19 protein-coding genes, 4 tRNA genes and 1 pseudogene are annotated in these 22,350 nt (G+C 56.2%); 5 read left to right on the top strand and 19 right to left on the bottom strand.

What is annotated here, in order from left to right; all coding sequences use genetic code 11:
- Nucleotides 1-60: 60 nt before the first annotated feature.
- From folE to BBCT_RS01990, 7 genes are all read right to left on the bottom strand, one after another.
- The gene (gene folE / locus BBCT_RS02020; protein ID WP_003835624.1) at nucleotides 61-699 is read right to left on the bottom strand and encodes a GTP cyclohydrolase I FolE; all 639 of its coding nucleotides are present in this window, start codon (nucleotides 697-699) and stop codon (nucleotides 61-63) included.
- Nucleotides 699-2,801, bottom strand: coding sequence for an ATP-dependent zinc metalloprotease FtsH (gene ftsH, locus BBCT_RS02015; RefSeq protein WP_003835622.1), 2,103 nt, complete (start codon nucleotides 2,799-2,801; stop codon nucleotides 699-701). Before ftsH ends, folE begins: the two co-directional genes overlap by 1 nt.
- Nucleotides 2,798-3,361 carry a hypoxanthine phosphoribosyltransferase gene (gene hpt, locus BBCT_RS02010; protein ID WP_172620094.1) on the bottom strand — a complete coding sequence of 188 codons (564 nt, stop codon included), beginning with the start codon at nucleotides 3,359-3,361 and terminating at the stop codon, nucleotides 2,798-2,800. The genes ftsH and hpt overlap by 4 nt, the downstream gene beginning before the upstream one ends.
- Nucleotides 3,348-4,442 carry a tRNA lysidine(34) synthetase TilS gene (gene tilS / locus BBCT_RS02005; RefSeq protein ID WP_003835618.1) on the bottom strand — a complete coding sequence of 365 codons (1,095 nt, stop codon included), beginning with the start codon at nucleotides 4,440-4,442 and terminating at the stop codon, nucleotides 3,348-3,350. The genes hpt and tilS overlap by 14 nt, the downstream gene beginning before the upstream one ends.
- 4 nt (nucleotides 4,443-4,446) lie before the next feature.
- On the bottom strand, nucleotides 4,447-5,892 hold the full coding sequence (locus BBCT_RS02000) for a D-alanyl-D-alanine carboxypeptidase/D-alanyl-D-alanine-endopeptidase (RefSeq protein WP_003835616.1): 1,446 nt from the start codon (nucleotides 5,890-5,892) through the stop codon (nucleotides 4,447-4,449).
- 93 nt (nucleotides 5,893-5,985) lie between these two features.
- The gene (locus tag BBCT_RS01995; RefSeq protein WP_003835614.1) at nucleotides 5,986-7,209 is read right to left on the bottom strand and encodes a glycosyltransferase family 2 protein; all 1,224 of its coding nucleotides are present in this window, start codon (nucleotides 7,207-7,209) and stop codon (nucleotides 5,986-5,988) included.
- Nucleotides 7,209-8,747, bottom strand: coding sequence for an AI-2E family transporter (locus tag BBCT_RS01990; protein ID WP_003835613.1), 1,539 nt, complete (start codon nucleotides 8,745-8,747; stop codon nucleotides 7,209-7,211). The genes BBCT_RS01995 and BBCT_RS01990 overlap by 1 nt, the downstream gene beginning before the upstream one ends.
- A 54-nt stretch (nucleotides 8,748-8,801) precedes the next feature.
- Between BBCT_RS01990 and BBCT_RS01985 the strand changes: the two genes are divergently transcribed.
- Complete coding sequence (locus tag BBCT_RS01985; RefSeq protein ID WP_003835611.1) at nucleotides 8,802-9,737, top strand: glycosyltransferase; 936 nt, start codon at nucleotides 8,802-8,804, stop codon at nucleotides 9,735-9,737.
- Between the two features lie 200 nt (nucleotides 9,738-9,937).
- Here the strand turns inward: BBCT_RS01985 and fucO are convergent, their stop codons facing one another.
- The 6 genes and pseudogenes from fucO to trmB form a co-directional block, all read right to left on the bottom strand.
- Nucleotides 9,938-11,089 carry a lactaldehyde reductase gene (gene fucO / locus BBCT_RS01980; protein ID WP_003835610.1) on the bottom strand — a complete coding sequence of 384 codons (1,152 nt, stop codon included), beginning with the start codon at nucleotides 11,087-11,089 and terminating at the stop codon, nucleotides 9,938-9,940.
- Between the two features lie 328 nt (nucleotides 11,090-11,417).
- Nucleotides 11,418-11,870, bottom strand: a pseudogene (locus BBCT_RS01975) (NAD-dependent epimerase/dehydratase family protein); the annotation flags it as partial.
- Nucleotides 11,871-12,231: 361 nt separating this feature from the next.
- Nucleotides 12,232-12,307, bottom strand: a tRNA-Phe gene (locus BBCT_RS01970).
- Between the two features lie 21 nt (nucleotides 12,308-12,328).
- Nucleotides 12,329-12,402 (bottom strand) — tRNA-Asp (locus BBCT_RS01965).
- Between the two features lie 25 nt (nucleotides 12,403-12,427).
- Nucleotides 12,428-12,499: transfer RNA gene (locus tag BBCT_RS01960), tRNA-Glu, on the bottom strand.
- A gap of 167 nt (nucleotides 12,500-12,666) precedes the next feature.
- Nucleotides 12,667-13,560: a tRNA (guanosine(46)-N7)-methyltransferase TrmB gene (gene trmB / locus BBCT_RS01955; protein ID WP_003835605.1), complete on the bottom strand. Its 894-nt coding sequence runs from the start codon at nucleotides 13,558-13,560 to the stop codon at nucleotides 12,667-12,669.
- A gap of 173 nt (nucleotides 13,561-13,733) precedes the next feature.
- Here trmB and galE point away from each other — a divergent pair, with 173 nt between their 5' ends.
- Nucleotides 13,734-14,744: a UDP-glucose 4-epimerase GalE gene (gene galE / locus BBCT_RS01950; protein ID WP_003835604.1), complete on the top strand. Its 1,011-nt coding sequence runs from the start codon at nucleotides 13,734-13,736 to the stop codon at nucleotides 14,742-14,744.
- Nucleotides 14,745-14,988: 244 nt separating this feature from the next.
- Nucleotides 14,989-15,062: transfer RNA gene (locus tag BBCT_RS01945), tRNA-Asp, on the top strand.
- A 148-nt stretch (nucleotides 15,063-15,210) separates the two neighbouring features.
- Here the strand turns inward: BBCT_RS01945 and BBCT_RS01940 are convergent.
- Genes BBCT_RS01940 through BBCT_RS01930 form a run of 3 tightly spaced genes read right to left on the bottom strand, consistent with a single transcriptional unit; the run spans nucleotide 15,211 to nucleotide 17,236 of the window.
- Nucleotides 15,211-15,708 carry a low molecular weight protein-tyrosine-phosphatase gene (locus BBCT_RS01940; RefSeq protein ID WP_033512409.1) on the bottom strand — a complete coding sequence of 166 codons (498 nt, stop codon included), beginning with the start codon at nucleotides 15,706-15,708 and terminating at the stop codon, nucleotides 15,211-15,213.
- A gap of 4 nt (nucleotides 15,709-15,712) precedes the next feature.
- Entirely contained in the window at nucleotides 15,713-16,378 is a 666-nt protein-coding gene (locus BBCT_RS01935; RefSeq protein ID WP_003835597.1) for a dihydrofolate reductase, read from the bottom strand.
- 57 nt (nucleotides 16,379-16,435) lie between these two features.
- On the bottom strand, nucleotides 16,436-17,236 hold the full coding sequence (locus BBCT_RS01930) for a thymidylate synthase (RefSeq protein ID WP_172620107.1): 801 nt from the start codon (nucleotides 17,234-17,236) through the stop codon (nucleotides 16,436-16,438).
- A gap of 239 nt (nucleotides 17,237-17,475) precedes the next feature.
- Here BBCT_RS01930 and BBCT_RS01925 point away from each other — a divergent pair, with 239 nt between their 5' ends.
- The gene (locus BBCT_RS01925; protein ID WP_003835595.1) at nucleotides 17,476-17,889 is read left to right on the top strand and encodes an OsmC family protein; all 414 of its coding nucleotides are present in this window, start codon (nucleotides 17,476-17,478) and stop codon (nucleotides 17,887-17,889) included.
- Nucleotides 17,890-17,982: 93 nt separating this feature from the next.
- On the opposite strand, the gene BBCT_RS01920 is transcribed toward BBCT_RS01925, so the two are convergent.
- From BBCT_RS01920 to BBCT_RS01910, 3 genes are all read right to left on the bottom strand, one after another.
- A complete protein-coding gene (locus tag BBCT_RS01920) occupies nucleotides 17,983-19,017 on the bottom strand; it encodes a universal stress protein (protein WP_033512411.1) in 1,035 nt (344 codons plus the stop codon).
- Between the two features lie 163 nt (nucleotides 19,018-19,180).
- The gene (locus BBCT_RS01915) at nucleotides 19,181-19,951 is read right to left on the bottom strand and encodes a C40 family peptidase (RefSeq protein ID WP_003835589.1); all 771 of its coding nucleotides are present in this window, start codon (nucleotides 19,949-19,951) and stop codon (nucleotides 19,181-19,183) included.
- A 124-nt stretch (nucleotides 19,952-20,075) separates the two neighbouring features.
- Nucleotides 20,076-21,017: a CHAP domain-containing protein gene (locus tag BBCT_RS01910; protein ID WP_003835588.1), complete on the bottom strand. Its 942-nt coding sequence runs from the start codon at nucleotides 21,015-21,017 to the stop codon at nucleotides 20,076-20,078.
- A 182-nt stretch (nucleotides 21,018-21,199) separates the two neighbouring features.
- Between BBCT_RS01910 and serC the strand changes: the two genes are divergently transcribed.
- A complete protein-coding gene (gene serC / locus BBCT_RS01905) occupies nucleotides 21,200-22,342 on the top strand; it encodes a phosphoserine transaminase (RefSeq protein WP_003835586.1) in 1,143 nt (380 codons plus the stop codon).
- Nucleotides 22,343-22,350: the final 8 nt, after the last annotated feature.

The following is a 22,350-nucleotide window of genomic DNA, read 5'->3' as shown; positions in this document are numbered from 1 at the left end:
GTTTCCCCTCCTATATCCGGTTATTGTTATTTACGATTCGACTTGCTGCGGCCGCGTCGATCACGAATGCTGCGACAGGATCAGGCTCATGGCTTCGGCTCGCGTCGTCGCGTCTCGCATGCAGCCGCGCACCGCCGACGTGACCGTGCGCGATTGCGCCTTCTTTACGCCACGCATGGCCATGCACATGTGGTCGCATTCGGTGACCACGATCACGCCACGTGCTTCGATGCCTTCCATCAGCGCGTCGGCCACCTGTTGGGTGAGGCGTTCCTGCACTTGCGGACGTCGGGCATACAATTCCACCAGTCGGGCAAGCTTGCTTAAGCCCGCCACTTGGCCATTTGACGGAATATAGCCGACGTGGGCCACGCCATGGAACGGCAGCAGGTGGTGTTCGCATACCGAGAAGAGTTCAATATCGCGTACCAGCACCATTTCGTCAGTATCGACTTTGAACTTGGTTTTGAGCACTTCCTCGGGGCCGTGGCCAAGGCCTGCGAATAGCTCCTTGCAAGCACGCCCGATACGGTCTGGGGTGTCGAGCAGGCCTTCACGGTCCGGATCTTCGCCAATGGATTTTAAAAACAGGCGTACCGCCTGGCGCACGCCTTCCTCGTCATAGCCGACAGGCCCGGCCGTATGGGCGGCACGGGCCTTGTCATCGAAGAGGGTATCGAATGCTTCGGTATCGCTCATCAGTTGGTCAATCCTGCGCTTTTCTTCAGGGATTCGGGAATCGGAACCGGCGGAATGTCGGAATCCGGGCGCTTGCTGTCGCTCAGCCACACTTCACGCTTCGGTGCCTTCTTGACATTAGCGAAGATTTCCGCAAGCTCCTTTTCGTTGAGTGTTTCCTTGACGAGCAGCTGACGTACAAGCTCGTCAAGAATCTCACGATTTTCGTTGATGACGTTCCACGCTTCGGTATGCGCGGTTTCCACCAGTTTGAGCACTTCCTCATCGATGATTTCGGCGGTGCGTGCGGAATACTTGTGGTTCAGCGATCCAAGGTCGCTCTGCTCGTCATCAGACCACTTGATGGCACCCAGTTTGTCGGAGAAACCGTAGTCGAGCACCATCTGACGTGCGATGTTCGTCGCCTTTTCGATGTCGTTGGAAGCACCGGTGGTCGGATCGTGGAACACGACCTCTTCCGCAGTACGACCGCCCATGGCGTACGCCATCTGGTCGAGCAGCTGGTTGCGCGACATGGAATATCGATCTTCGGTAGGCATTACCGCGGTGTAGCCAAGCGCACGGCCACGCGGCAGAATGGTGACCTTGGTGACCGGATCGGTATCGTTCATGGCGGCTGCCACCAGCGCGTGACCACCCTCGTGGTATGCGGTATTGCGCAGTTCGTCGAGCGCCATGCCCTTGGAACGGCGCTTCGGGCCCGCCTGCACGCGGTCGATGGCCTCATCGATGGCACGATTGTCGATCAGCTGCGCACCGGCGCGGGCGCACAACAATGCAGCTTCGTTCAGCACATTGGCCAGATCGGCGCCGGTGAAGCCCGGCGTACGCACGGCAATCATATGCAGATCGACGTCAGGCACGAACGGCTTGCCCTTGGCATGCACCTTCAAAATAGCCTCGCGGCCTTCCAAATCAGGCGCTTCGACGGCCACCTGACGGTCGAAACGGCCCGGACGAAGCAGTGCCGGATCAAGCACATCGGGGCGGTTGGTCGCGGCGATGATGATCAGATTGGTATCGTTATTGAAGCCGTCCATCTCAACTAGCAGCTGGTTCAGCGTCTGCTCACGTTCGTCGTGGCCACCGCTCATACCGGAACCGCCACGCTTACGACCGACGGCATCGATCTCATCGATGAAGATGATGGCCGGAGCGTTCTTCTTGGCTTCATCGAACAGGTCGCGCACACGGGATGCGCCAAGGCCCACGAACATTTCCACGAAGTCGGAGCCTGCCATGGAATAGAAAGGCACGCCGGCCTCGCCTGCGATGGCTCGTGCCAGCAGCGTCTTACCGGTACCTGGAGGACCATACAACAGCACGCCACGCGGAATACGGGCGCCCAAAGCCTTGTAACGAGACGGATCCTTCAGGAAGTCCTTGATTTCTTCGACTTCCTGTACGGCAGCCTCTTCGCCGGCCACGTCGGCGAACTTGGTGGTCGGAGTCTGGCCTTCGAGCAGCTTGCCGCTGTTCTTCTTACCGCCCATACCGAACATGCCGCCGGCACCGCCCATACGGCTCATCATGAACCAGAACAGACCAAAGATAATGAGGAACGGCAGTAGCGAGGTCAGCAGATACGTCCAAATGCTGCTCTGCTGCATGGTCGCCGTCCAGCCCTTGACCGGATCAGCCTTCTGCACGGCCTTGACCACGGTCGCGGACTGCGCGTACGTGTAGTAGAACTGCACGTTTTTGCCGTAGTTCTTCATACGCCCGGTATCAGGGTTAGTAGCGGAGTAGTCGCTCTTAAGCTTGAGCTTGACCTGCTGGGTGTTGTCTACGATCTGCGCGTATTCAACATTGTTGCCGTTGAGGATCTGCAGACCATCCTTGGTGTCGATGGTCTGGGAACCGGTTCCAGCGAAAATCTGGAACATGGTCACGGCAAGCAATGCTACAACCACAACCCACAGCCATGGGGACTGCCAGAACGGACGCGGACCGCCATTGGATCCGTTGCCGTTGGACTTATCGCCGTTGCCGTTGGAATCTTTGCCATTGCCGGCGTTATTGTTGCGTCCAAACGGATTGGTGAACGGGTTATTGCCGCCGCCGTTGTTATTCGGCGACTGGCCCGGACCAGGAAAACTCATGCCTGACCTCCTTCATACACTTCCGGCTTCAGCACCGCGATCGAATCAAGGTTGCGGTATCGCTCGTCATAATCCAAGCCGAAACCGACCACGAATTCATCGGGAATCTCACGTCCCTTATATTTCACAGGAACATCCACCTTACGGCGCGCCGGCTTTTCCAACAGCGCAAAAATCTCCACGGAAGCGGCACCGCGGCTCTTGAGTTCATCGACGAGCCACGCCAACGTGACGCCCGAATCGATAATGTCTTCCACAATAAGCACGTGACGACCGCGAACATCGGTGGACAGATCCTGCCGCACGGTGATCTTGCCGCTCGATTGAGTGCCGGAACCGTAGCTCGACAAGCTCATGAAATCCATCTCCGCCTGGATGCTCATGGCCTGTGAGAACGCCGCAAGCGTGTTCACTGCACCCTTGAGCACGCAAACCAGCAGCGGGTTCTTGCCACGGTAGTCTTCACTGGCCTGAGCAGCAGCATGGTTGATGATGTCGGCAATCTCTTCTTTGCTGATCAGCTCGTGATCAATATCTTCTTGTACGTCAGCGATTCGCATGCCCACCATCTTGGCACACGCGAATGACGTGTTTCTGGCGATATGCTGAATATCCGCTGGGAAGATTCACACCTTTCTGGCCGTGCCAGTCGCAGATCAGCCTGTCGATTCCTTCAACCTGCCGTGCCATGCACGAAATGCCTGCTTCTGCAAGCGAGCGTACAATCACCCGTCTTCTGATGGCAATGTCTTGCGATTGCAACGCACGCGCGTCGATGATTATCTCGCCGTTGTTCACGGTTACGCCCTGTTCGCACACGCGTTGCGCCACACCGTCAAGATATGCGCGATCGTCTTCGGCAAGCCTCGCTCCAAGCGCAAGTTTCGACACAACGTCGCTTCCCGCAAATGATTCAAGATATGGCATGAGATCGTGCCGTATTCGGGATCGCAGCGGATAGTTCGCGGGAAGAGGCTCGTTTCCGCCCGAATTCCCCACATCCGGCCCATTTGTGGGATCGTCCCACCAGGCAAGCCGCAGATCCTCGCAGATGCCGGTGGTTTCTTCGCGGGTCATATTCAGCCACGGGCGTAGAAAACGCACCCCGTCTCGTATGAAGGAACCGTTCATACCGCAAACCGCATCGAGGCCCGAGGAACGCAACAAACCGATGATCACGGTTTCCGCCTGATCGTTTTTCGTATGAGCCAGCAGCACGGCCGAAGCGTCGGAACATGCGTCGACAATCGCATGGTAGCGTGCTTCACGCGCCGCTGCCTCAACACCGATGCCGCGGGAGTCGGGTACGTCAATCGCACGAACACGAACTGGGTCAAGACCCAACGCAACACAACGATCGGCGGTTGTTTGCGCGACCCCGGCAGAGCCTTGCTGCAACTGATGGTCGATGATAATCGTCCCGCATCGCAATCCCAATGAAGCGCATGTTTTCGCAGCAACCGCAGCCAACGCCATCGAATCGCGGCCACCGGAACAGGCCACCATAATCAGAGGAGCGTCCGCATCGGGCGCGTGCTCGCCATGGCGGGCGAATCGGGCATCCTGCAATCCAAATCCGGCCGATTTCAGCGCGGCCCGCAACTCACCGACACCCTTACGCAAACGAGACGAATACACCATGGCATCACAGCTTCGGCAGCGCGGCCACAAAAGTGTCGATAGCGGATTTCGCGGCCTCGAAATCATCGGGATTATTGACAATCACGGCAAAGCTCAACGCGCCTCCGTTGTGACGCGACACATTGCCGGTCATGGAGGTCGCATCTCCCAAACTGCCGGTTTTGACACGGATGAGACCAGCCTCGTTGTCATCGTTCAAACGATTCGCGGCAGTGCCCACGAACCCCACGACCGACAGTCCTTCGGCAGCGGCAGCTCCGACACCGCTCGTTAGGTTGCGTTGCTGCACTTCAAGCAGGGTACGCGCGGTGAGTTTGGACTCCTCGGACAGACCCGAACAGTTGAGCATGATGAGACCTTCGGTGGAGATTCCCTGCTGAACCAGCACCTGTTCGACTGACCGCACAGCCCCGGTCGGCGAATTGTCGGCGCCGAGATGCAAAGCCAGCAGTCTGCCGAATTCCTCAGCCAAGGAATTGTCGGAATGCCGAAGCATGAACGCCATGATCTCATTCAGCGATGCGGAACGCACGGCCGCGATGGGACTGGTGCCCTCGGGGACCGTTCCCTGTTCCACGGAAGAGTTCACGGCAATGCCGTGTTCAGCCAAGCGTTGCGCGAACACCTGTGCGGCCTCGCGGGCTGGCTGCGTGCTCAAAGCTGGGTATGTGCTGAACATATCGGGATCGGCGGGATCGGCACCGTTCCAATTGCGCCCGCCGTCCACCGCCATGGACGAGGTCGGCGCGTAGTACACGTGGTTTGAATCGAGTTCGGCGATGCCGCTTGGCCAACGGTCGTTACCGAACAGGGAATCATCGTAGACAAGCGTCACGGAAGTGATGCCCCGCTGACGTAACGCCTGGGCCGTGTTCGCGGCAAGCGTTCCCAATCCAGCACGCCCATTGATATGCGACGAATCGGACGCACCGGCACCGAGCAGCATGTCGCCATTGCCTTTGAGCACCAATCGCGAAGTGCCGTCCTCGCGCTGTTCCAGATAGGTTTGCGTGTCCAGAGTCTCGCCCATGTCAAGCGTGGTCGCCACCGCATATGCCGTCAACGTTTTCATGGTGGATGCCGGCGTATACGACTTGTCGAGAGCATGCTCGGCGACCACATTGCCGGCCGCATCGGCGATGGCGATGGCATATTCGTCACCGAAGTCGGAGGCGGCCGTTTCGAATTGGCTGATCAGCGCCTTCGCCGCAGCTGCATCCACGGTCTTTGAAGCGTCAAGCCCTCCGACCACCGTTGCCGCAGGAACGGCGTTGCCCGGCGTCTTGGCGGTGATGTGTTCGACCTCCTGCAGGGTAAGAACGCCCGGCAGGAGGTCGAAAATGTCGGCCACGACATAGCCAACGCACAATACCGTAGTGAGCGCCACGGAAAGCGCCACCGTGATGTATCGACGACGTTTCACATGCCGGTATTCAGCCGAATCATCCATGGAACAGCAACACTCCAGTCATAAGCAGAAATCGAAATGAAAAATCGAAATGAAAACGAAAAAGCAGGAAACGCGAAAGCCAGCGAAAGAACGTCATCCTTTATGCTCGATTGGCTTCCATTCCGACTTGGCGAACATCGCCTGGAACGAGATCGGCACATAGCTGAACATGTAGATCGGGAAGCTCAGCACGTACGCGAACAGCTCCTTGTTGGTGGCGCCAATCTGATCGCGTTCCACAATGATCGTCAACGCGGCCAACGCCATCATGCCGATCACCGACGTCACAATGCCGGACGTCCAACCGGCCAACGAGCTCAACTGGCTCTGCCATGTAACGAATCCGCATGCGGCAAACAGCAAACCAAGCAGAATGCGCACAATACCGATCACCGTGAACGGACACAACAACAGCGTGAAATCAACGGCGGAGAAATCACGTTCCCTGATGGCACGTTTGATCAAAGCCGGCCCGTAATAACGGAACACTTGCAGGAAGCCCTTGCTCCAACGCAAACGCTGACGCCAGCTCTGCGCGAAGGTAACAGGCTGCTCGTCATACAGAACCGCAGTACCGCAGTAGCCGATGCGGTCACCGTGCAGCAAGGAATCCATGGTGAATTCCAAATCCTCAGTCAGCAAATGGAATTTCCAACCATTATTGCGACGCATGATCTCCCGCGAGAACATGAAGCCAGTACCCCCTACATGGCAGCTGTTGCCGAGCCACATGCGCGAGGCCGACAGGAATCGAGATTCACGAATGAACCACAATGCAGAACCAGAAGAGACCCAATTGTCGGACAAATTCACGGAATTACGGTAGCTGGTGAGAATCTTGAATCCCGACTGGAACGCCTTGTTCATCTCTTCGACGTAATGCTTGTCAAGCTTGTTGTCGGCATCGAACACGAAGAACGCGTCGTATGGATCGGACGCGCCGGATTCGTTCATCTGGTCAAGCAGATACGTCAATGCGTAGCCTTTGCCCACGAGCTCCTTGTTGAAACGCTCGATCACATGGCATCCCATATTGCGTGCCACTTCGGCGGTATTGTCGGTGCAATTGTCGGCAACGAGCCAAATGTCGATCAGCTCGCTCGGGTACGTCTGCGTTTGGATGCAAGTAATGAGGTTGCCGATGACGTTCGCTTCGTTTCGTGCGGAAATCAGCACCGCATACCGCTTGTCCATCGGCGCTTGTGGGAATCTGATCGGCTTGGTGAACAGCGAGATAAGAATGCATACCGCCTGATAGACCATGCCTGCGCCGCCGACAATGACCAGCAGAATGTCAAGTACGCTCAGCAGTACCATTAACGCCACCTACTTCTTGGATTGTCATCCGCGTTTTTCGTGCTTCCTTCAGCTTCCCGCGATTCGTCGTTCTTCCGCTCATTGCCGGATTCCGATTTTTCGTTGGATTCCTGCGATGTGTTTTCGCTCTCAAGACCCTGCAATGGCTTGTGTTCCGTTTTGTCCAACACGTGCTTCGGAATGGCGACGGTTTCGTTCGATTCCAGCGATTCCTCGGAACGGCTGATATTGTACGCCTGCTCCTGTAACTGCCGCACTTCGTCGGAAATCGGCACATGCGCACTGGATCCCTGCACCGCGCGAGGCATATTGTGCAGATGCTCGCTGATCGCTTCGGCGCCTTCCACCAGCTTCGACTTCTTTTCAGGCACCGGATCGTCCATCAGCGGGGAATCGACCAGCTCGTACCGCTTTGTATAGGTGCGGAAAATCGTCTGCACGGACGCGACCACCGGCAATGCGAGGAATGCTCCAAGCGCGCCGAACAGCGAAGTGAACGCCAGCACCGCAAGAAACGCCACGGCATCGTTTATATCCATGGTGCGCTGGGAGATCTTCGGCGCGAAGATCAGATTCTCAATCTGCTGATACACGCAGATGAACATCAGCACCACCACGGCCTGCCACAATCCGCAGCTGCCCCACGCGAACAGCACCGGCAATGCGCCGCCGATATACGTGCCCAGCATAGGAATGAACTGCGAAACCATACCGCAGAACAGCGCCAACGGTAGCCAATAGGGCACGTGCAGCAGCATCAGACAGATTCCGGTGAAGAACGCGTTCAGCAATGCGAGAATGGCGCGGGAGAACAGGAATGACGAGATCTGGCTCTGGCTCACCGTCCACACGAACAGGAATCGGCGCTGAGCCGCCGGAGCCATCCACTGGCATGCGGCACGACGCAGTTTCGGGCCAGCCGCTGAAATGTAATACGTGGTCATGATTACTGTCATGAGGTTGATCAGGAACGAAAACAATCCCGACACCGTATTCAGCGCGGTACCCGCGAAATCGGTGACCCACGACGTTTGAATGTTCTTCAGAATCTCATTGCCGAGATTATTGATCTCAGGAAGTCGGAAATTCGCGTATTGACTGACGAACTGGCACATCTGCTCATACAGGTCGGGCAGACCGTTCACCAATGCGATCACCTGCTGCACAAACAAATTGCCGAACAGCGTGAAGAGCACGCCGAGAATCACGGCCAGCATCAGCAGCGAGAACAGCGAGGCGAACGATCGTTTCCAGCCATGCTTGACCAGCGGCACCACCATCGGCTCTACCGCGAGCGCGATGAACAGCGAGACGATGATGTCGATCACCAAGTATTCGATTTTGCCCCAGCTGCGCCAGCAGAAAGTAAACACCACAATGGCTATGGCAATGTATAGCAGCGCACGCCCCAGCCATTCCGGCGGTTTTCGGGAATCTCCTTTGGCTGGAAACAGGGTGCCGAGATCCCAACGCTGTTCGCTGGTGTTCGCATCGTTTTCGCTCTGCGTATTGTTCATTCGCTGTTCGCTTTCGCTCATGGCTCCCTATTGTAGCGATAGGCGTCGTGTACAGGCTGAGCTATTGTGGTAGTTATGCTGAACGTTTCAATTGTCATCCCCGCTTGGAATGAAGAGGAGCGTATCAACGATTGCCTGTTGAATGCCACTAGGCAGACCGTGATGCCCCATGAAGTGATCGTTGTCGACAATCGTTCCACCGATTCGACGGTAGCCGTGGTGGAGCAGTTTATGAAAGACCACCCTCAAGCCCCTGTCCGTTTGTTGCATCAGGATGAGGAGCAGGGATTGATTCCGACGCGCGATTATGGTTTGAATCACGCTACTGGCGATATTTTGGGCCGTTTCGACGCTGATTGCATGATTCGCTCGGATTGGGTCGAGGTGGTGTCCGGCATTTTCACTGAGGATCCGGAGGCCATGGGTGCCACTGGTCCGGTAATGTATTACGATCTGCCGAGCCGCCATTTTGGTTTGCGTGGGGATAATTTCACACGCAAGCGCATCTACAAGGCCGATGGTGGCCAGCCGTTGCTGTTTGGCTCGAATATGGCGGTCCGCGCTTCAGCTTGGCGTGAAATTTGCGACGAGGTGTGCCGCGACAAGGCCGATGTGATGCATGAGGATATCGATATTTCGCTGCATCTGCTGGGCAAGGATTTGAAAACCGTGTACTGCCCGCGCATGATCGCCGGCATCAGCGCCCGCCGTATGGACACGTCGCTCACGTCGTTCAATAATTACATGCGTCGTTTCAAGAACACGTTCGACGCGCATCCACAGCATTCACGCAAACATAAGCCGGAGATTCTGCTCACCGCGCTGTATCCGGTAATGCATTTGCTGTATCCGGTGTGGCAGAAGGTGCTTGACACCGCCGATATCAATCCTGCGGAGGCGGCGTGGATCAACGAGCAGATGGAGTTGGCCGAGCAGGAGGGACGTGAATGGTATGACGACACCCCTACCGATGAGGAGTGGAGCGAAAAGCACGAGGATTCCAACGATTAATCCGCATATATTCATATTGAATTGAGATATCGAAATATTTCAGCATGTGCGATTCATCAACATACATGATATGTAATCGCATACAAAAATCGTGGTGTGAATTTATTACGATTCACACCACGATTTTTATGTTCTCAGCGACGTTCTCCCACGATTCGTCGTTCGCTACGCACGATTGCCGATTCGTGGGAATTGCCGCATTACATCAGGCTCTTGTAGATGGCGAGAATGTCCTCCTGCGTGGCCTGACGGGGGTTGCCCGGCGTGCACACATCGTGGAAGGCATCATGGGCCAGCGGCTCAAGATCGGCTTCGGTGGCACCGACTTCGGAGATGGTGGTCGGGTTCTTCAGATCCACGGTGAGCTTATGCACAGCCTGGACGGCCTCTTCGCGCACGGTTTCGATATCGCCGGTGTAGGCGTCCGCGATACCAAAGGCGTCGGCGATATCACGGTACTTCTCACCGGTGTAGTCCTTGTTGTATTCCATGACCGGAGCCAGCAGAATGCCGTTGGCAACGCCGTGGGCCACGCCGAGGCGGCCGCCCAGCGGGTGGGCCATGCCATGCACCAAGCCGAGGCCGACGTTGGAGTAGGCCATACCGGTGATGTAGGAGGCGTATGCCATCTGCTCGCCTGCTGGAATGTCGCCATCGGCGCTCTTGGCGAGGTTCTTGGCGATCATACGGATGGTCTGCATGGACAGGCAGTCGGACAGGCTCCATGCGCCCGGAGTGATGTAACCTTCGATGGCGTGGGTCAGGGCGTCAAGGCCGGTGGCAACCTTGAGGCCGCGCGGCATGGAGTCGGTCAGATCCGGGTCTACGAAAGCGACGATCGGAATGTCGTGCGGGTCGACGGCCACGAACTTGCGCTTGTTGGCGGTGTCAGTGACCACATAGTTGATGGTGGTTTCCGAAGCAGTGCCAGCGGTGGTCGGCACACCGAAGATCGGCACGGACGGATTCTTGGTGTCGGCAACGCCTTCCAGGGAAAGCACGTCGGAGAATTCCGGGTTGGCGGTGATGATGCCGATGCCCTTGCAGGTGTCTTGCGGGGAGCCGCCGCCCAAGCCGATCAGGAAATCGGCACCGGATGCGGCGAACTTGGCGACACCGTCCTGAATGCATTCGACCGGCGGGTTCGGCTTGACGTTGTCGAAGACCTCATACGACATGCCTGCCTCATCGAGCACATCGGTGACCTTCTTGACGGTACCGGTTTCCAGCAGCACCGGATCGGTGACGATGAATGCCTTGGTGAAGCCGTGCGACTTGGCAACGCCCGGAATCTCCTTGATGGCTCCGCGACCGAAATACGCCGTCTGGTTGAAAATCATGCGATAGACCATAGTATGCTCTCCTTTAAGCTACTGTGCGTTCATAGGCTTCGTCATACCTTGCCGAAGCCAACGCCTCCATCATAAACCCATTTTCGACTGTTATGCGATCAACGACACCGCGACATTATGTAACCATTCTCACATAATAAAACCAGATAGGGGGTAAAACATCCATTGAACAACCTGCCCTTCTGCTACGGCAGGTCCTTACGTTCGAACACCCACATGGTCTCGTCCATGGATCTGTTGTCGGTAAGAATCGTCAACATGAACCGCTCACCGTCGTTCTTCACGTAACCGCATTGCACGACACCTTCCGACTTGAGCCGGCTACGGACAAGTATGGGCAACGAATGATTTTCGCCTCCAGACGGTAGGTGCGCGCGTAATACAGGCAGAGTTCTTCCGATGCTCGAGACATCAGGCTTTTGCTGGTATCGCGTACGTCGGCGTTTTCCGGATAAGTGAATTCGGATTCGGGGCCGCTGACCATCAGCATTTGCGTTTGCCTGTTGCGAATGGCATGCAGAAGTCTTCGCAATGCTCCCAGATCGCCGTCTCTGTCGCTGTGTGGGGTCAGATTTTCGGAAAAGAATACGATGCGATCAAATTCGTATGTGGTGATGGTTTCGGCAAGGGCGTTGGCGTCAGACATGTTGACGATTCTGAGACGGTCATTGCCGTCTACGGTGCCTTCGCGTTCCGCTATCACCACATGGTCTTGGGGAAAGGCATGCTGAATCCACTGTTTGGTAATGAAATCGGTATTACCGACCAAAAGCACTTCCATGCTGCCGCCCCAGTGAGTATTCCCTTAACGGGGTTATGGCATAGCTCTGCCCACAAACCCTCCATTGTTCCTGTCATATGGTATTCCAGTGTAATCCGCCAACAGACAAATTCACCCCTCAACGGGGGTTCTTAGTCATTTCTATAGTAAATCATAAGATGACACACCCGTACGGGGCATTGACACGCTCCACATCACGAATTCAGCAAGACTTGAGATTGAGCGAGCCATGACCGAAGAGTCTGCCCCTTCAAAAAGTCATGGCCTCTCTGCAGTCAGTCCGCCGTAATTTTGGTTCCTATATGACTAAAAAAGTGACGAAAAAACAAAAAACCTCGGAGATTTCCGAGGTTTAAAGCCATGGTGGCTCCGAGCGGCATCGATCCGCTGACCTAACGATTTTCAGTCGTTCGCTCTACCAACTGAGCTACAGAGCCATGAACAGGAACCTGTTCGAGCGACCCCGGCCGGACTTGAACCGGTGACCTCCGCCGTGACAGGGCGGCGCTCTAACCAGCTGAGCTACGGGGCCATTGCCACCTTGTTACCAAGGCAAGTACCCCCTGAGAGAGTCGAACTCTCGTTGTCAGATTGAAAGTCTGGTGTCCTAACCGTTAGACGAAGGGGGCGCTTTCAGCGTTTCCGCTTGACAACTCGCTTAACTATACGCGAATCATCGAAACATGCAAGTCTCGGCGTGTCGCAACGTTGCGCAATTGCGGAAAACATGCTGTTCACATGTTGAAAATCGTTGAAATAAAGCCATTTCAGCACATGAACAGCACAACATGAAGCCTCATACGCGGCGATAGGTGAAGTCATGAATCACACGACCGGCAGCAAGTCCTTTTTTCTCGAAATTCGTCAAAACTCGACCAGAAAAACGTTCGGATTCACTGAAATCGGCGTGTCGCAGACTTGCGGCTTCGTCGGCATTTCCCTTGCCGACATGCTCAACCGGCAGACTCACCGTCAACGTGCCGTCATTATGGAATCCTTCAATACCATCCATGACCTCATGCACATGCAATGCATAGTCTTCAATATCGGTAGCGATACGCCACACTCCTCCAGCCTGCAGCGTGCGATGAATCTCACCGGCAAGCTCCGGTTGTACGATACGGCGCTTGTGATGACGCATCTTGGGCCATGGATCAGGGAAGAAAGTCCACACTTCGGCGATCGAGCCATCTGCGGCGGCCTTGAAGAGTTCGGGAGCGTTGACCTGTGCGATGCGCAGATTGGCAAGGCCTTGTTTGCCCGCAAGCAGCATGGTGTGTGCCACACCCGGATCGTAAACTTCGAGCGCCAGAAAATTCATTTCTGGGTGTTCGGCGGCCGCGGCAACAACGTTTTCGCCTTGACCGGTGCCGATTTCCACAATCAGAGGATTGGCATTGCCCCACGCTTCCGCAATATACGGCTGGTCGAACACCAGATCGTTTCGCACGTCAAGGGAACCTTCACCTGCATTGATATTCAAAAGATAGGTATCGGCATAGGTATCCCATGCACGCTGCAAGCGCGCGTCGAGCCTGGCGGAACGACGCACGAAGGAAAGCACCTTGCGCCCATACAAGGCAGGACGCTGACCAGCATCAGCCTGTAGTTCACCTTGCGTTTTTGACATGTTTTGTTCGTTTTCGCCGTTTACTTGATTTTCAGTCGGCGTGTTCACATCTTCTTGCATACCCTATTTATAGAGGAAACGCAGGAACGGGGCGATTATGTGCGTTACTGTTCATGTGTTATACTCAAATTGTTCAAAAAGTAACAAACTAGAGCAAAAGTGAACAATGTTCGTTGAACGTTCGTTTTTCGAACCAAAGCGCTTTATCGCTCATTTGGAGGAAAGGCCAGAACATGACAGTTCTCGTCACTGGTGGGTGCGGCTACATCGGCGCCCACGTCGTCCACGCTCTTCATCAGGCCGGCGAACAGGTCGTCGTCGTTGACGATCTGAGCTACGGCAAGCCGACCCGCATCGAAGGCTCCCGCCTGTACGGCATGGATATCGCCGCTCCGGGTGCCGGCGAACGTCTCGCCGAAATCATGAAGGCCGAAGGCGTCGACTCCGTCATTCATTTCGCCGCTCGAAAGCAGGTCGGCGAATCCGTTGAGAAGCCGCTGTGGTACTACCAGCAGAACATCAACGGCATGCTCAACGTACTCATCGGCATGCGCGACTCCGGCGCCAAGAAGCTCGTCTTCTCCTCTTCCGCAGCCACCTACGGCGTTCCGCCGGTCGACGTGGTGCCGGAAGACGTCGTTCCGATGCTGCCGATTAACCCGTACGGCCAGACCAAGCTGTTCGGCGAGTGGATGGCTCGCGCCTGCGAAGAGCCGTACGGCATTCGCTTCTGCGGTCTGCGCTACTTCAACGTGGCCGGCTGCGGTCCGGTCGAGCTCGAGGATCCGGCAATCCTGAACCTCATTCCGATGCTGTTCGACCGCCTGAAGAAGGGCAAGGCTCCGGCGATCTTCGGCGACGACTACCCGACTCCGGACGGCACCTGCGTGCGCGACTACATCCACGTCTCCGATCTGGCCGACGCCCACATCGCCGCCCTGAAGTATCTGGACCGCGACGAGCGCAAGTACGACGCCTTCAATGTCGGCACCGGCGAAGGCACCTCCGTGCGCCAGATCGTCGATGAGGTCAAGAAGGTCACCGGCCTGCCGTTCAAGGAGGCCGTCATGGGCCGTCGCGCGGGCGATCCGCCGCACCTGATCGGTTCCCCGAAGCGCATCAACGAAGAGATGGGCTGGCACGCACAGTACAGCGTGGAAGACATCGTGAAGTCCGCCTGGGCAGCATGGCAGGCCAATCCGGAACACCACATCGACGTCGAAACCTGGAAGCAGGCCGACTGATTTCAACAAAACGTAGTGTCGTGAGCGACAACACGGCACCGCAAACGTAACGGCCGGTCGTATATGAGAAGTTTTCCCCTCATATACGACCGGCCGTTGTTTTGTTTTCCCGCTATTTTCCGATTCCACAAATTTTTTCCTTCGCCGATCCATGCAAATATTTGCCGATGACACGCCGTGATTTGCACAATGGCGACTTTGCCGTAATATATACATCTGTTGTCAGTTGCAAGACTGAAACAACGGCCCCGTAGCTCAGTTGGTTAGAGCGCCGCCCTGTCACGGCGGAGGTCACCGGTTCAAGTCCGGCCGGGGTCGCTTTTTTATTTCTTTTTTTAAATCTTTTCACATGTTTTTTGCAATTGTCGTATTGCGGTCGCCACGCAAGCATATCTCTCATACAAAAAGCCCGGTTCAAACGAACCGAGCTTTTTCAATCGCCTCGAATGGCACATTCAACATAGGTTCAGAGCCGCTGTTCGACCCAATCGACGATGAACGGAGCCACTTCCTCAATCTGATCGATCGCCACTTCGAATTCATGGGCGCCACCATACCATGGATCGACCAGGTCAATCTCGCTTTCGTAACCTGCAGCAGGCTTGGTGAGGTTCGGATCGAAACTACGGTACATATGCACGTTCTCACGCTTGGCCTGCGGAAGCTGACGCAACAACGCACGCATGTGGGAAGCGGTCATCGGCAGGAACAGGTCGGTACGCTCGATCTCATCACGAGTGATGCGGTGCGCGAAATGGTGCGCCGGAAGCTCATATCCACGCTCACGCAACACCTTGACGGCGCAACGATCGATAGGATTGCCGTATTCTTCATCGCTGACGCCGCTGGATTCGACATTGACCTTGTCGGCGAGTCCACGACGCTCGAATTCGGTGCGCAGAATGATCTCGGCCATGGGAGAACGGCAGATGTTGCCGGTGCACACGGTCATCACGGTATACATGGGTTCACTCCTCGTGATTTCTTTCAAAGGTTATGAAACGGAATCCAGCAATATCGTCGGAACCTTTTCTTGTGCCCTGCCATACGCCTTCCTCGGCCACCTTCCACGCCCCAGACTCCACCAGTCCTTTGATGTCAGGCGCATAGGTGTCGGTGTCAACGTGCATGCTGATTTGCGTCACGTACGCCTTGTCCGCAAACGGCATCGCCTCGTGGAACAGCTGACCGCCACCGATGATCCAGATTTCACTGCGATCGAGACCATCATCCGGAATGGCTTCCTGACGGGCCAGATCAAGCGCATCGTCCAAACTGTCGACCACGGTCGCTCCAGGCGCCGTATAAGACGAATCGTGCGAGACCACGATATTGTCGCGATTTGGCAACGGACGATACTTCAGGCTCAGGGATTCCCACGTCTTACGCCCCATGATGACCGGATGCGAGACGGTAAGCTCCTTGAAACGCTTCATGTCTTCGGGCAGATGCCACGGCATACCACCCTTAAATCCGATGGCGCCGTCATGACCTTCCTTGTCACAAGCCTGCGCCCAAATCAGATTCACCGAGAACGTCTTGGGGAAATCATCACCCCAATCCTCCTCGTCCTCAAGCCCGGCATGTCCGGGCTCGGGTTCGTGATAGCCACTGCGGCTACTGTCATGCTCCATTTCACTCACTCCTTGAAGTTGAACTAGGGTCAGTAGTCTAACGTCTGGCGACGACTCTCAGACCGCCACCGGCGCCTTGATGGTTGGATGGTGCCGGTAGTCGACGATTTCAAAATCACTGTAATCGTAATCGAACAGAGAAGCGGCTTTGTTAATGCGGATATGCGGATACGGATATGGATCGCGGCTCAATTGCTCCAGAACCTGATCGATGTGATTGTCGTACACATGGCAGTCGCCACCCGTCCACACGAACTCCCCCGGCTGCAGTCCGGCCTGCTGGGCAATCATCAGCGTCAGCAACGAATAGGACGCAATATTGAACGGCACGCCGAGGAACATGTCGCAGGAACGCTGGTACAGCTGGCATGAAAGCTTGCCATCCGCTACGTAGAACTGGAACAGCGCGTGGCATGGCGGCAACGCCATATTCTCCACTTTGGCTGGATTCCAGGCAGACACGACCATACGGCGGGAATCCGGATGGTTCTTGACCAGATCGAGCACATTGCTAATCTGATCGATGGTGCGATTGGGATCATCAGGCGTAGGCGCCGGCCAGCTGCGCCACTGCGCACCATACACGGGGCCCAAATCGCCGTTCTCATCGGCCCATTCATCCCAAATATGCACATTGTGTTCCTGCAGCCAACGCACATTCGTGGAACCCTTCAGGAACCACAGCAACTCATAGGCAAGTCCCTTGAAAAACACCGTTTTCGTAGTGAGCAGCGGAAAATACTCGCTCAGGTCGAATCGCATCTGCTGGCCGAACAGGCTGATGGTGCCCGTACCCGTACGATCGGACTTCAACGTGCCCTCCGTCAGGATACGACGCACCAAATCCTCATATGGCATGGGAATGCCGGTTTCCGGGCGTGCCGGAATGCGAGTACGAATATCTGCAAGTTGTTCAGGTGTCAAAGCCATGCTTGCAAGCTTAACAGCACAGAATCGCAGGTCAAGCATATACCGTCCGCGCGTTGATGTTTCTTGCGCTTTCGGAATACTTCACGGTGAATGGACATCGATGGATTACATTAGGTATGTAAGCGAGGAGCGAATGGCGCTCCCGGCAAGACGATGAGGAGTTCACCATGGGCAAGAGACTGTGGGTCGAGCGTAACAAAGACGGTTCTTGGGATGCGTTCAGCGAGGATGGCGCGCATATCAAGTTCGGCAAAGGCCGCGGCCAGTTCACGCCTGGCGACCTGATGAAAATCGCTTTGGCCGGCTGTGCCGCACTGTCGAGCCAGTTCGCCGTCGAACATACCTTGGGCGAGGGCAAGGGTGCGAAAATCGTTGTGGATGGCACCTATGACGCCGACAACGACGCTTATATCGGTTTCGACGAGCAGGTGGTCATCGACGCTTCCGACGCCGGCCTGAGCGACGAGGATGCCGAGAAATTCAAGGAACGTGTCACCCGTCATATTGACAAGGGCTGCACGGTGAAGCATACGTACGTGGAGAAAACTCCGGTCCGTATGAACGTCACCATCAAGCACTGACGTTTTCTTTGTAAAAGATTTTTTAAAAATAAATGGCGATTGCGACGCTTTTCACAGCGCTGCAATCGCCATTTTCATATATATTTATTGATTTTACTGACGTTCCGGGTCGATCTTGGTTTCGATGGCTTCGACCACTTCCGGCTCGGCCTTGGCGACCGGCACCTCTTCGACACCCTTGATATCGTCGAGTGCCTTCGGCTTGACCTCGGCCGGCGAACTCGGAACCGTATCAAGACGGGTTTCCGCAGCCTCGACATACTTGCGAGGCACCACATACACCGGGCCGACCGCGTGCTGCAGCAAGCCCTGGCTGGTGGAGCCGAGCAGCAGACCAGTGAAGCCGCCACGACCACGGGAACCGACCACGACGACATCGTGATCATAGCTAGCCTTGGTCAGCGCGCCAACCGCCGGGCCAGGCACGATCTGCTTGTTGATCTTCAAATCCGGATGGGCTTCCTCAAGCGGCTTGATACGCACTTCAAGATCATCCTTGAACGAAGCCATCACGCCTTCATCGTCGGAACCCTTCATATTCGGCACCGCGGAGATGACGTCAAGCTCGGCATCCCATGCGGCGGCGAAATCAGCCGCGATCTCAAGGGCCTTCAAACCCCACTTGGATTCGTCGGAGCCGACGGCCACCTTGGTGATGGTGTTGTTCAAATGCATCAGATTGCCATCATCATCGGTGTACGGCACCACTACGATCGGGCAGTACGCATATGCCGGCAGACTGGAGCTGGTGGTACCCAGCAGACGTTCCGCCAAGCCACCCTTGCCGCGATTACCGATGACGATGAGATTGTAGTTTCGAGACAGTTCCACGAACACGGACGCCGGATCGCCCGTGACGATAAGGGTCGTCGCTTCAACGCCCTGCTCATCGGCGATGGCCTTGGCCTTCGACAGAATCTCCTGAGCGTCGCTGTGGGCCGCATTGTCATCTCCCATGGCGGTGTACGTCGCGTCAAAGGAGACAGCGGCATAGCTCGGCAACGAGTACGCACATACGATTTGCAATGTCAATCCCGCATGCTTCGCATAATTCGCAGCCCACCACGTGGCCTTGTAGCTGGCGTGGGATCCATCAACACCAACGAGGATTGCCTTGTCATTAATCATGGGACGACCTCCTTGAATCACCTCGGCAACGCCACCATGCATCGCCTCTAAGCTCCACCATACCGCGCGACATGCGGTTTTGTCAGCAACGACTCGATCTTTTCCATACAAAAAGGCGCATCCCCGAAAGGATACGCCTTAAAAAGTCAAACCGTATGTTCGCTCAGAGCACACGACGAATCGCATAGCCACCCGAGAACACGGCCAGCGAAGTAACCTGCGTTCCCTGAGCCGGATTCAGCGCGTTGATCACCATGCCGTTGCCAATATAGATCGCGGCATGCTGAGTATTGACGATGATATCCCCTGGAGCTGCTTCGGCAATGCTTCCTACAGCCGTTCCAACGCTCATCTGGGCACCAGAATAATGCGGCAGGCTTACACCGAACTGGGCGAACACCCACTGCACGAAACCAGAGCAATCCCAGCCGGACGGAGTATTGCCTCCAGACACATACGGATAGCCTTGGAACTGCAGAGCATAGTCGGCCAATGCCTGACCAGTGGCACTCGCAGGAGCCGTGGGAACGCTGCTGATGTCGGCACGTTCGGAAGAACGGCTGGCAGTCTGAGCTTCAGCCTGCGTCTGTGTCTGAGCCTGAGCCGCCTGTGCTTGAGCCTGAGCTTCAGCCTCAGCCTGCTCCTGAGCCTTTCGGTCCTTTTCTGCCTGAGACTCGGTCTGGGGAACATCCAAACTTTCGATGCCACCCCAATCGGCGTTGGACTCAACATCCGTGGATGTGTGCTCGGCGAGAAAATCACGCTTGGCCGCGGCGGTCTTCGGGAAAGAACGTGTAGCGGTTACCGTAGTATCAGCCATAGCACTGCCTGCGCTTGCGGCTGGAACCGCCGCACCCAACGAAGCAGACACAGCAACAACGGCGAAGATACTCGTGAAACGTTTAGCAATATTCATCGTGTTCGAAGCTACCATAAACGTTCCCCTGCAACAAGCAGCAAGACAACCAGAACAGTGTCATATCATGCGACACGCCGACGCGATCACACTATGCCCAAAAAACAGGACGGCAAGCGCATATTAACGAAAAACAGAAAAATCAGTAATGAATATATGTCAACTGCGAAGCTTCCTGCGCAGTGAACGTACGATCGGAAATCACGCCAAGACCCTTGACATTGGATTCCGAAATCTTAATCGAACCGTCGGCATTCACTTCTTCGACAATCGCGACATGCCCGTAATAGCTGTCCGCACCCTGTTGTCCTGGAGCGAATACCACGATATCGCCAACGTGGCGTGCCGTGTTATCAACCCAATAGCCGAGAGCGCGAGCGGAATCACCCCAACTCCGCGCATTGCCAAAATGGCTTCCGGCAGGCAGGCCAAGCTGTGCACGACGGGTATACGCCCACCATGTGCACTGGCCGTATGGGTAGTCATTGCCGGTATCACCGGTGTCGTGGTTCGGATTGAAGCCCGAAGGAAGAAGACCGGCGTCCTGATCCATGAGGACGGCGACATTGGGATTGTCGGCAATGGACTTTGACAGAAGATTCGCATCCATGGAGGAACTGGTTTCGCCAAGCTGCCAATCACCACTGTTGCTGGTGGAGGCCAGAGCGTCAAGACCGCTACGGGACTCGGAACGGGATGCCGCATTGTCGGAGACGCGCTTCATCTGCGTAGTAGTGGTGGCATTGTCGGCAAAAGTCATTTCAGACGCATTCTGCTGGCCGACCGCCATGGCAGTGGCCGCGGTGCCGACCAACGCAGCCAGCGATGCGGAAGCCATGAATGCGGAGCGACGACCGGCTACACGAGCAGCCTCACGCATGGCGCGGCGACTCATCGGAGCCACCTCATTCAGCTTCTCGGCAACCGCAGGCTCAAGACCCACAACGGCACCCTCACCATTTGCCAGCTGGACCATACGAACGGCCTTGGCGGTGTGGGAACCGCGGCTCGAGGTGAACAACGCCTTAGCAACGCTGAAACGCTCATTCGAAACCTTGGCAGCTTTATGCGCCGCATGCCTCATATATCAACACTCCTTGCGGATTACTTCAACCACAGCAAGCTTATGACCGCGTGGTTACAGAACCGTCACGGAAGCTCAGGCTACACCGACACCGGGATATCGCAGTCATCATCGCCACATCATGGTTCCGAAAAGCGGTCATCACCACGCACAATCCGACCGTCTGACTACCCTAGGTTGTCATGACGAACACTGTGACCATTCCTTCCAACATGCTTCCGGAAGACGGACGCTTCGGCTCTGGCCCGACCAAAATCCGCCCGGAGCAAATCCAAGCGCTTGATAAGGGAGCCCGTAATCTCCTGGGAACCTCCCATCGACAGACCCCCATCAAGCAGGTGGTCGGCTCAATCCGCGAAGGACTGTCCGAATTCTTCCAGACCCCCGACGGCTACGAAGTGGTGCTGGGCAACGGCGGAGCCAGCGCGTTCTGGGATATCGCCTGCGCCTCGCTGATCACCCGCAAGGCCGCATTCGGCACATACGGCTCATTCAGCTCGAAGTTCGCCAAGTCAGCGCAATCCGCACCGTTCCTCGAGGAACCGGAGATTTTCGCAGGAGAGCCGGGAACCTACCGTCTGCCGGAGCTCACGGAATACGTGGACACCTACTGCTGGGCCCATAATGAGACTTCCACCGGCGTTGCCGCACCGATCAAACGCATCGCAGGAACCAAGGAACAGGGCGCGCTCACGTTGATCGACGCCACCAGCGGTGCCGGAGCGCTGCCGGTCGACATCAGCCAGACCGACGCCTATTATTTCTCCCCGCAGAAGGCCTTCGGTTCCGACGGCGGCCTGTGGATCGCCGTGCTCTCCCCCGCCGCGGTCGAACGCGCATACGGCATCGCCAAAAGCGTGGACCTTCCGGGCGCACGCCGCTGGATTCCCTCGTTCCTATCGCTTACCTCGGCCATCGAGAATTCACGCAAGGATCAGACGCTCAACACTCCAGCCGTAGCTACGCTGATTATGTTGGAAAATCAGGTGCGCTGGCTCAACGACAACGGTGGCCTCGCCTGGGCTTCGGCACGTTGCGCAAGGTCGGCGTCCCTGCTGTATCAGTGGGCGGAAAAGTCCGATTACGCTTCCCCATTCGTCGCCGACAAGAACGCTCGTTCCAACGCCGTGGTCACCATCGACCTTGACGAACGCATCAGCGCCACCCAAGTGGTTGCCGCACTGCGCGAAAACGGCATTGTAGACACCAACGGATACCGCAAGCTGGGACGCAACCAACTGCGCATCGGCGTGTTCCCATCGGTGGATCCAAGCGACGTCGACGCGCTCACCCGCTGCATCGACTATGTGGTGGAACATCTGTGACGCAAGGT

The organism is Bifidobacterium catenulatum DSM 16992 = JCM 1194 = LMG 11043 (genome assembly GCF_001025195.1).
GTDB lineage: Bacteria > Actinomycetota > Actinomycetes > Actinomycetales > Bifidobacteriaceae > Bifidobacterium > Bifidobacterium catenulatum.
This window is presented reverse-complemented; position numbering and strand designations above follow the sequence as displayed.

Bases quoted from the DNA above. Each gene is read 5' to 3' on its own strand.
- BBCT_RS01915 (WP_003835589.1), bottom strand. From the start codon at position 19,951: ATGGTAGCTTCGAACACGATGAATATTGCTAAACGTTTCACGAGTATC.
- tilS (WP_003835618.1), bottom strand. From the start codon at position 4,442: ATGGTGTATTCGTCTCGTTTGCGTAAGGGTGTCGGTGAGTTGCGGGCC.
- hpt (WP_172620094.1), bottom strand. From the start codon at position 3,361: ATGCGAATCGCTGACGTACAAGAAGATATTGATCACGAGCTGATCAGC.
- fucO (WP_003835610.1), bottom strand. From the start codon at position 11,089: ATGGTCTATCGCATGATTTTCAACCAGACGGCGTATTTCGGTCGCGGA.
- BBCT_RS01995 (WP_003835614.1), bottom strand. From the start codon at position 7,209: ATGGTACTGCTGAGCGTACTTGACATTCTGCTGGTCATTGTCGGCGGC.
- BBCT_RS01925 (WP_003835595.1), top strand. From the start codon at position 17,476: ATGGGCAAGAGACTGTGGGTCGAGCGTAACAAAGACGGTTCTTGGGAT.
- serC (WP_003835586.1), top strand. From the start codon at position 21,200: ATGACGAACACTGTGACCATTCCTTCCAACATGCTTCCGGAAGACGGA.
- BBCT_RS01985 (WP_003835611.1), top strand. From the start codon at position 8,802: ATGCTGAACGTTTCAATTGTCATCCCCGCTTGGAATGAAGAGGAGCGT.
- BBCT_RS01930 (WP_172620107.1), bottom strand. From the start codon at position 17,236: ATGCCATATGAGGATTTGGTGCGTCGTATCCTGACGGAGGGCACGTTG.
- BBCT_RS02000 (WP_003835616.1), bottom strand. From the start codon at position 5,892: ATGGATGATTCGGCTGAATACCGGCATGTGAAACGTCGTCGATACATC.
- galE (WP_003835604.1), top strand. From the start codon at position 13,734: ATGACAGTTCTCGTCACTGGTGGGTGCGGCTACATCGGCGCCCACGTC.
- ftsH (WP_003835622.1), bottom strand. From the start codon at position 2,801: ATGAGTTTTCCTGGTCCGGGCCAGTCGCCGAATAACAACGGCGGCGGC.
- BBCT_RS01935 (WP_003835597.1), bottom strand. From the start codon at position 16,378: ATGGAGCATGACAGTAGCCGCAGTGGCTATCACGAACCCGAGCCCGGA.
- BBCT_RS01920 (WP_033512411.1), bottom strand. From the start codon at position 19,017: ATGATTAATGACAAGGCAATCCTCGTTGGTGTTGATGGATCCCACGCC.
- trmB (WP_003835605.1), bottom strand. From the start codon at position 13,560: ATGCAAGAAGATGTGAACACGCCGACTGAAAATCAAGTAAACGGCGAA.
- BBCT_RS01910 (WP_003835588.1), bottom strand. From the start codon at position 21,017: ATGAGGCATGCGGCGCATAAAGCTGCCAAGGTTTCGAATGAGCGTTTC.
- BBCT_RS01990 (WP_003835613.1), bottom strand. From the start codon at position 8,747: ATGAGCGAAAGCGAACAGCGAATGAACAATACGCAGAGCGAAAACGAT.
- BBCT_RS01940 (WP_033512409.1), bottom strand. From the start codon at position 15,708: ATGTATACCGTGATGACCGTGTGCACCGGCAACATCTGCCGTTCTCCC.
- folE (WP_003835624.1), bottom strand. From the start codon at position 699: ATGAGCGATACCGAAGCATTCGATACCCTCTTCGATGACAAGGCCCGT.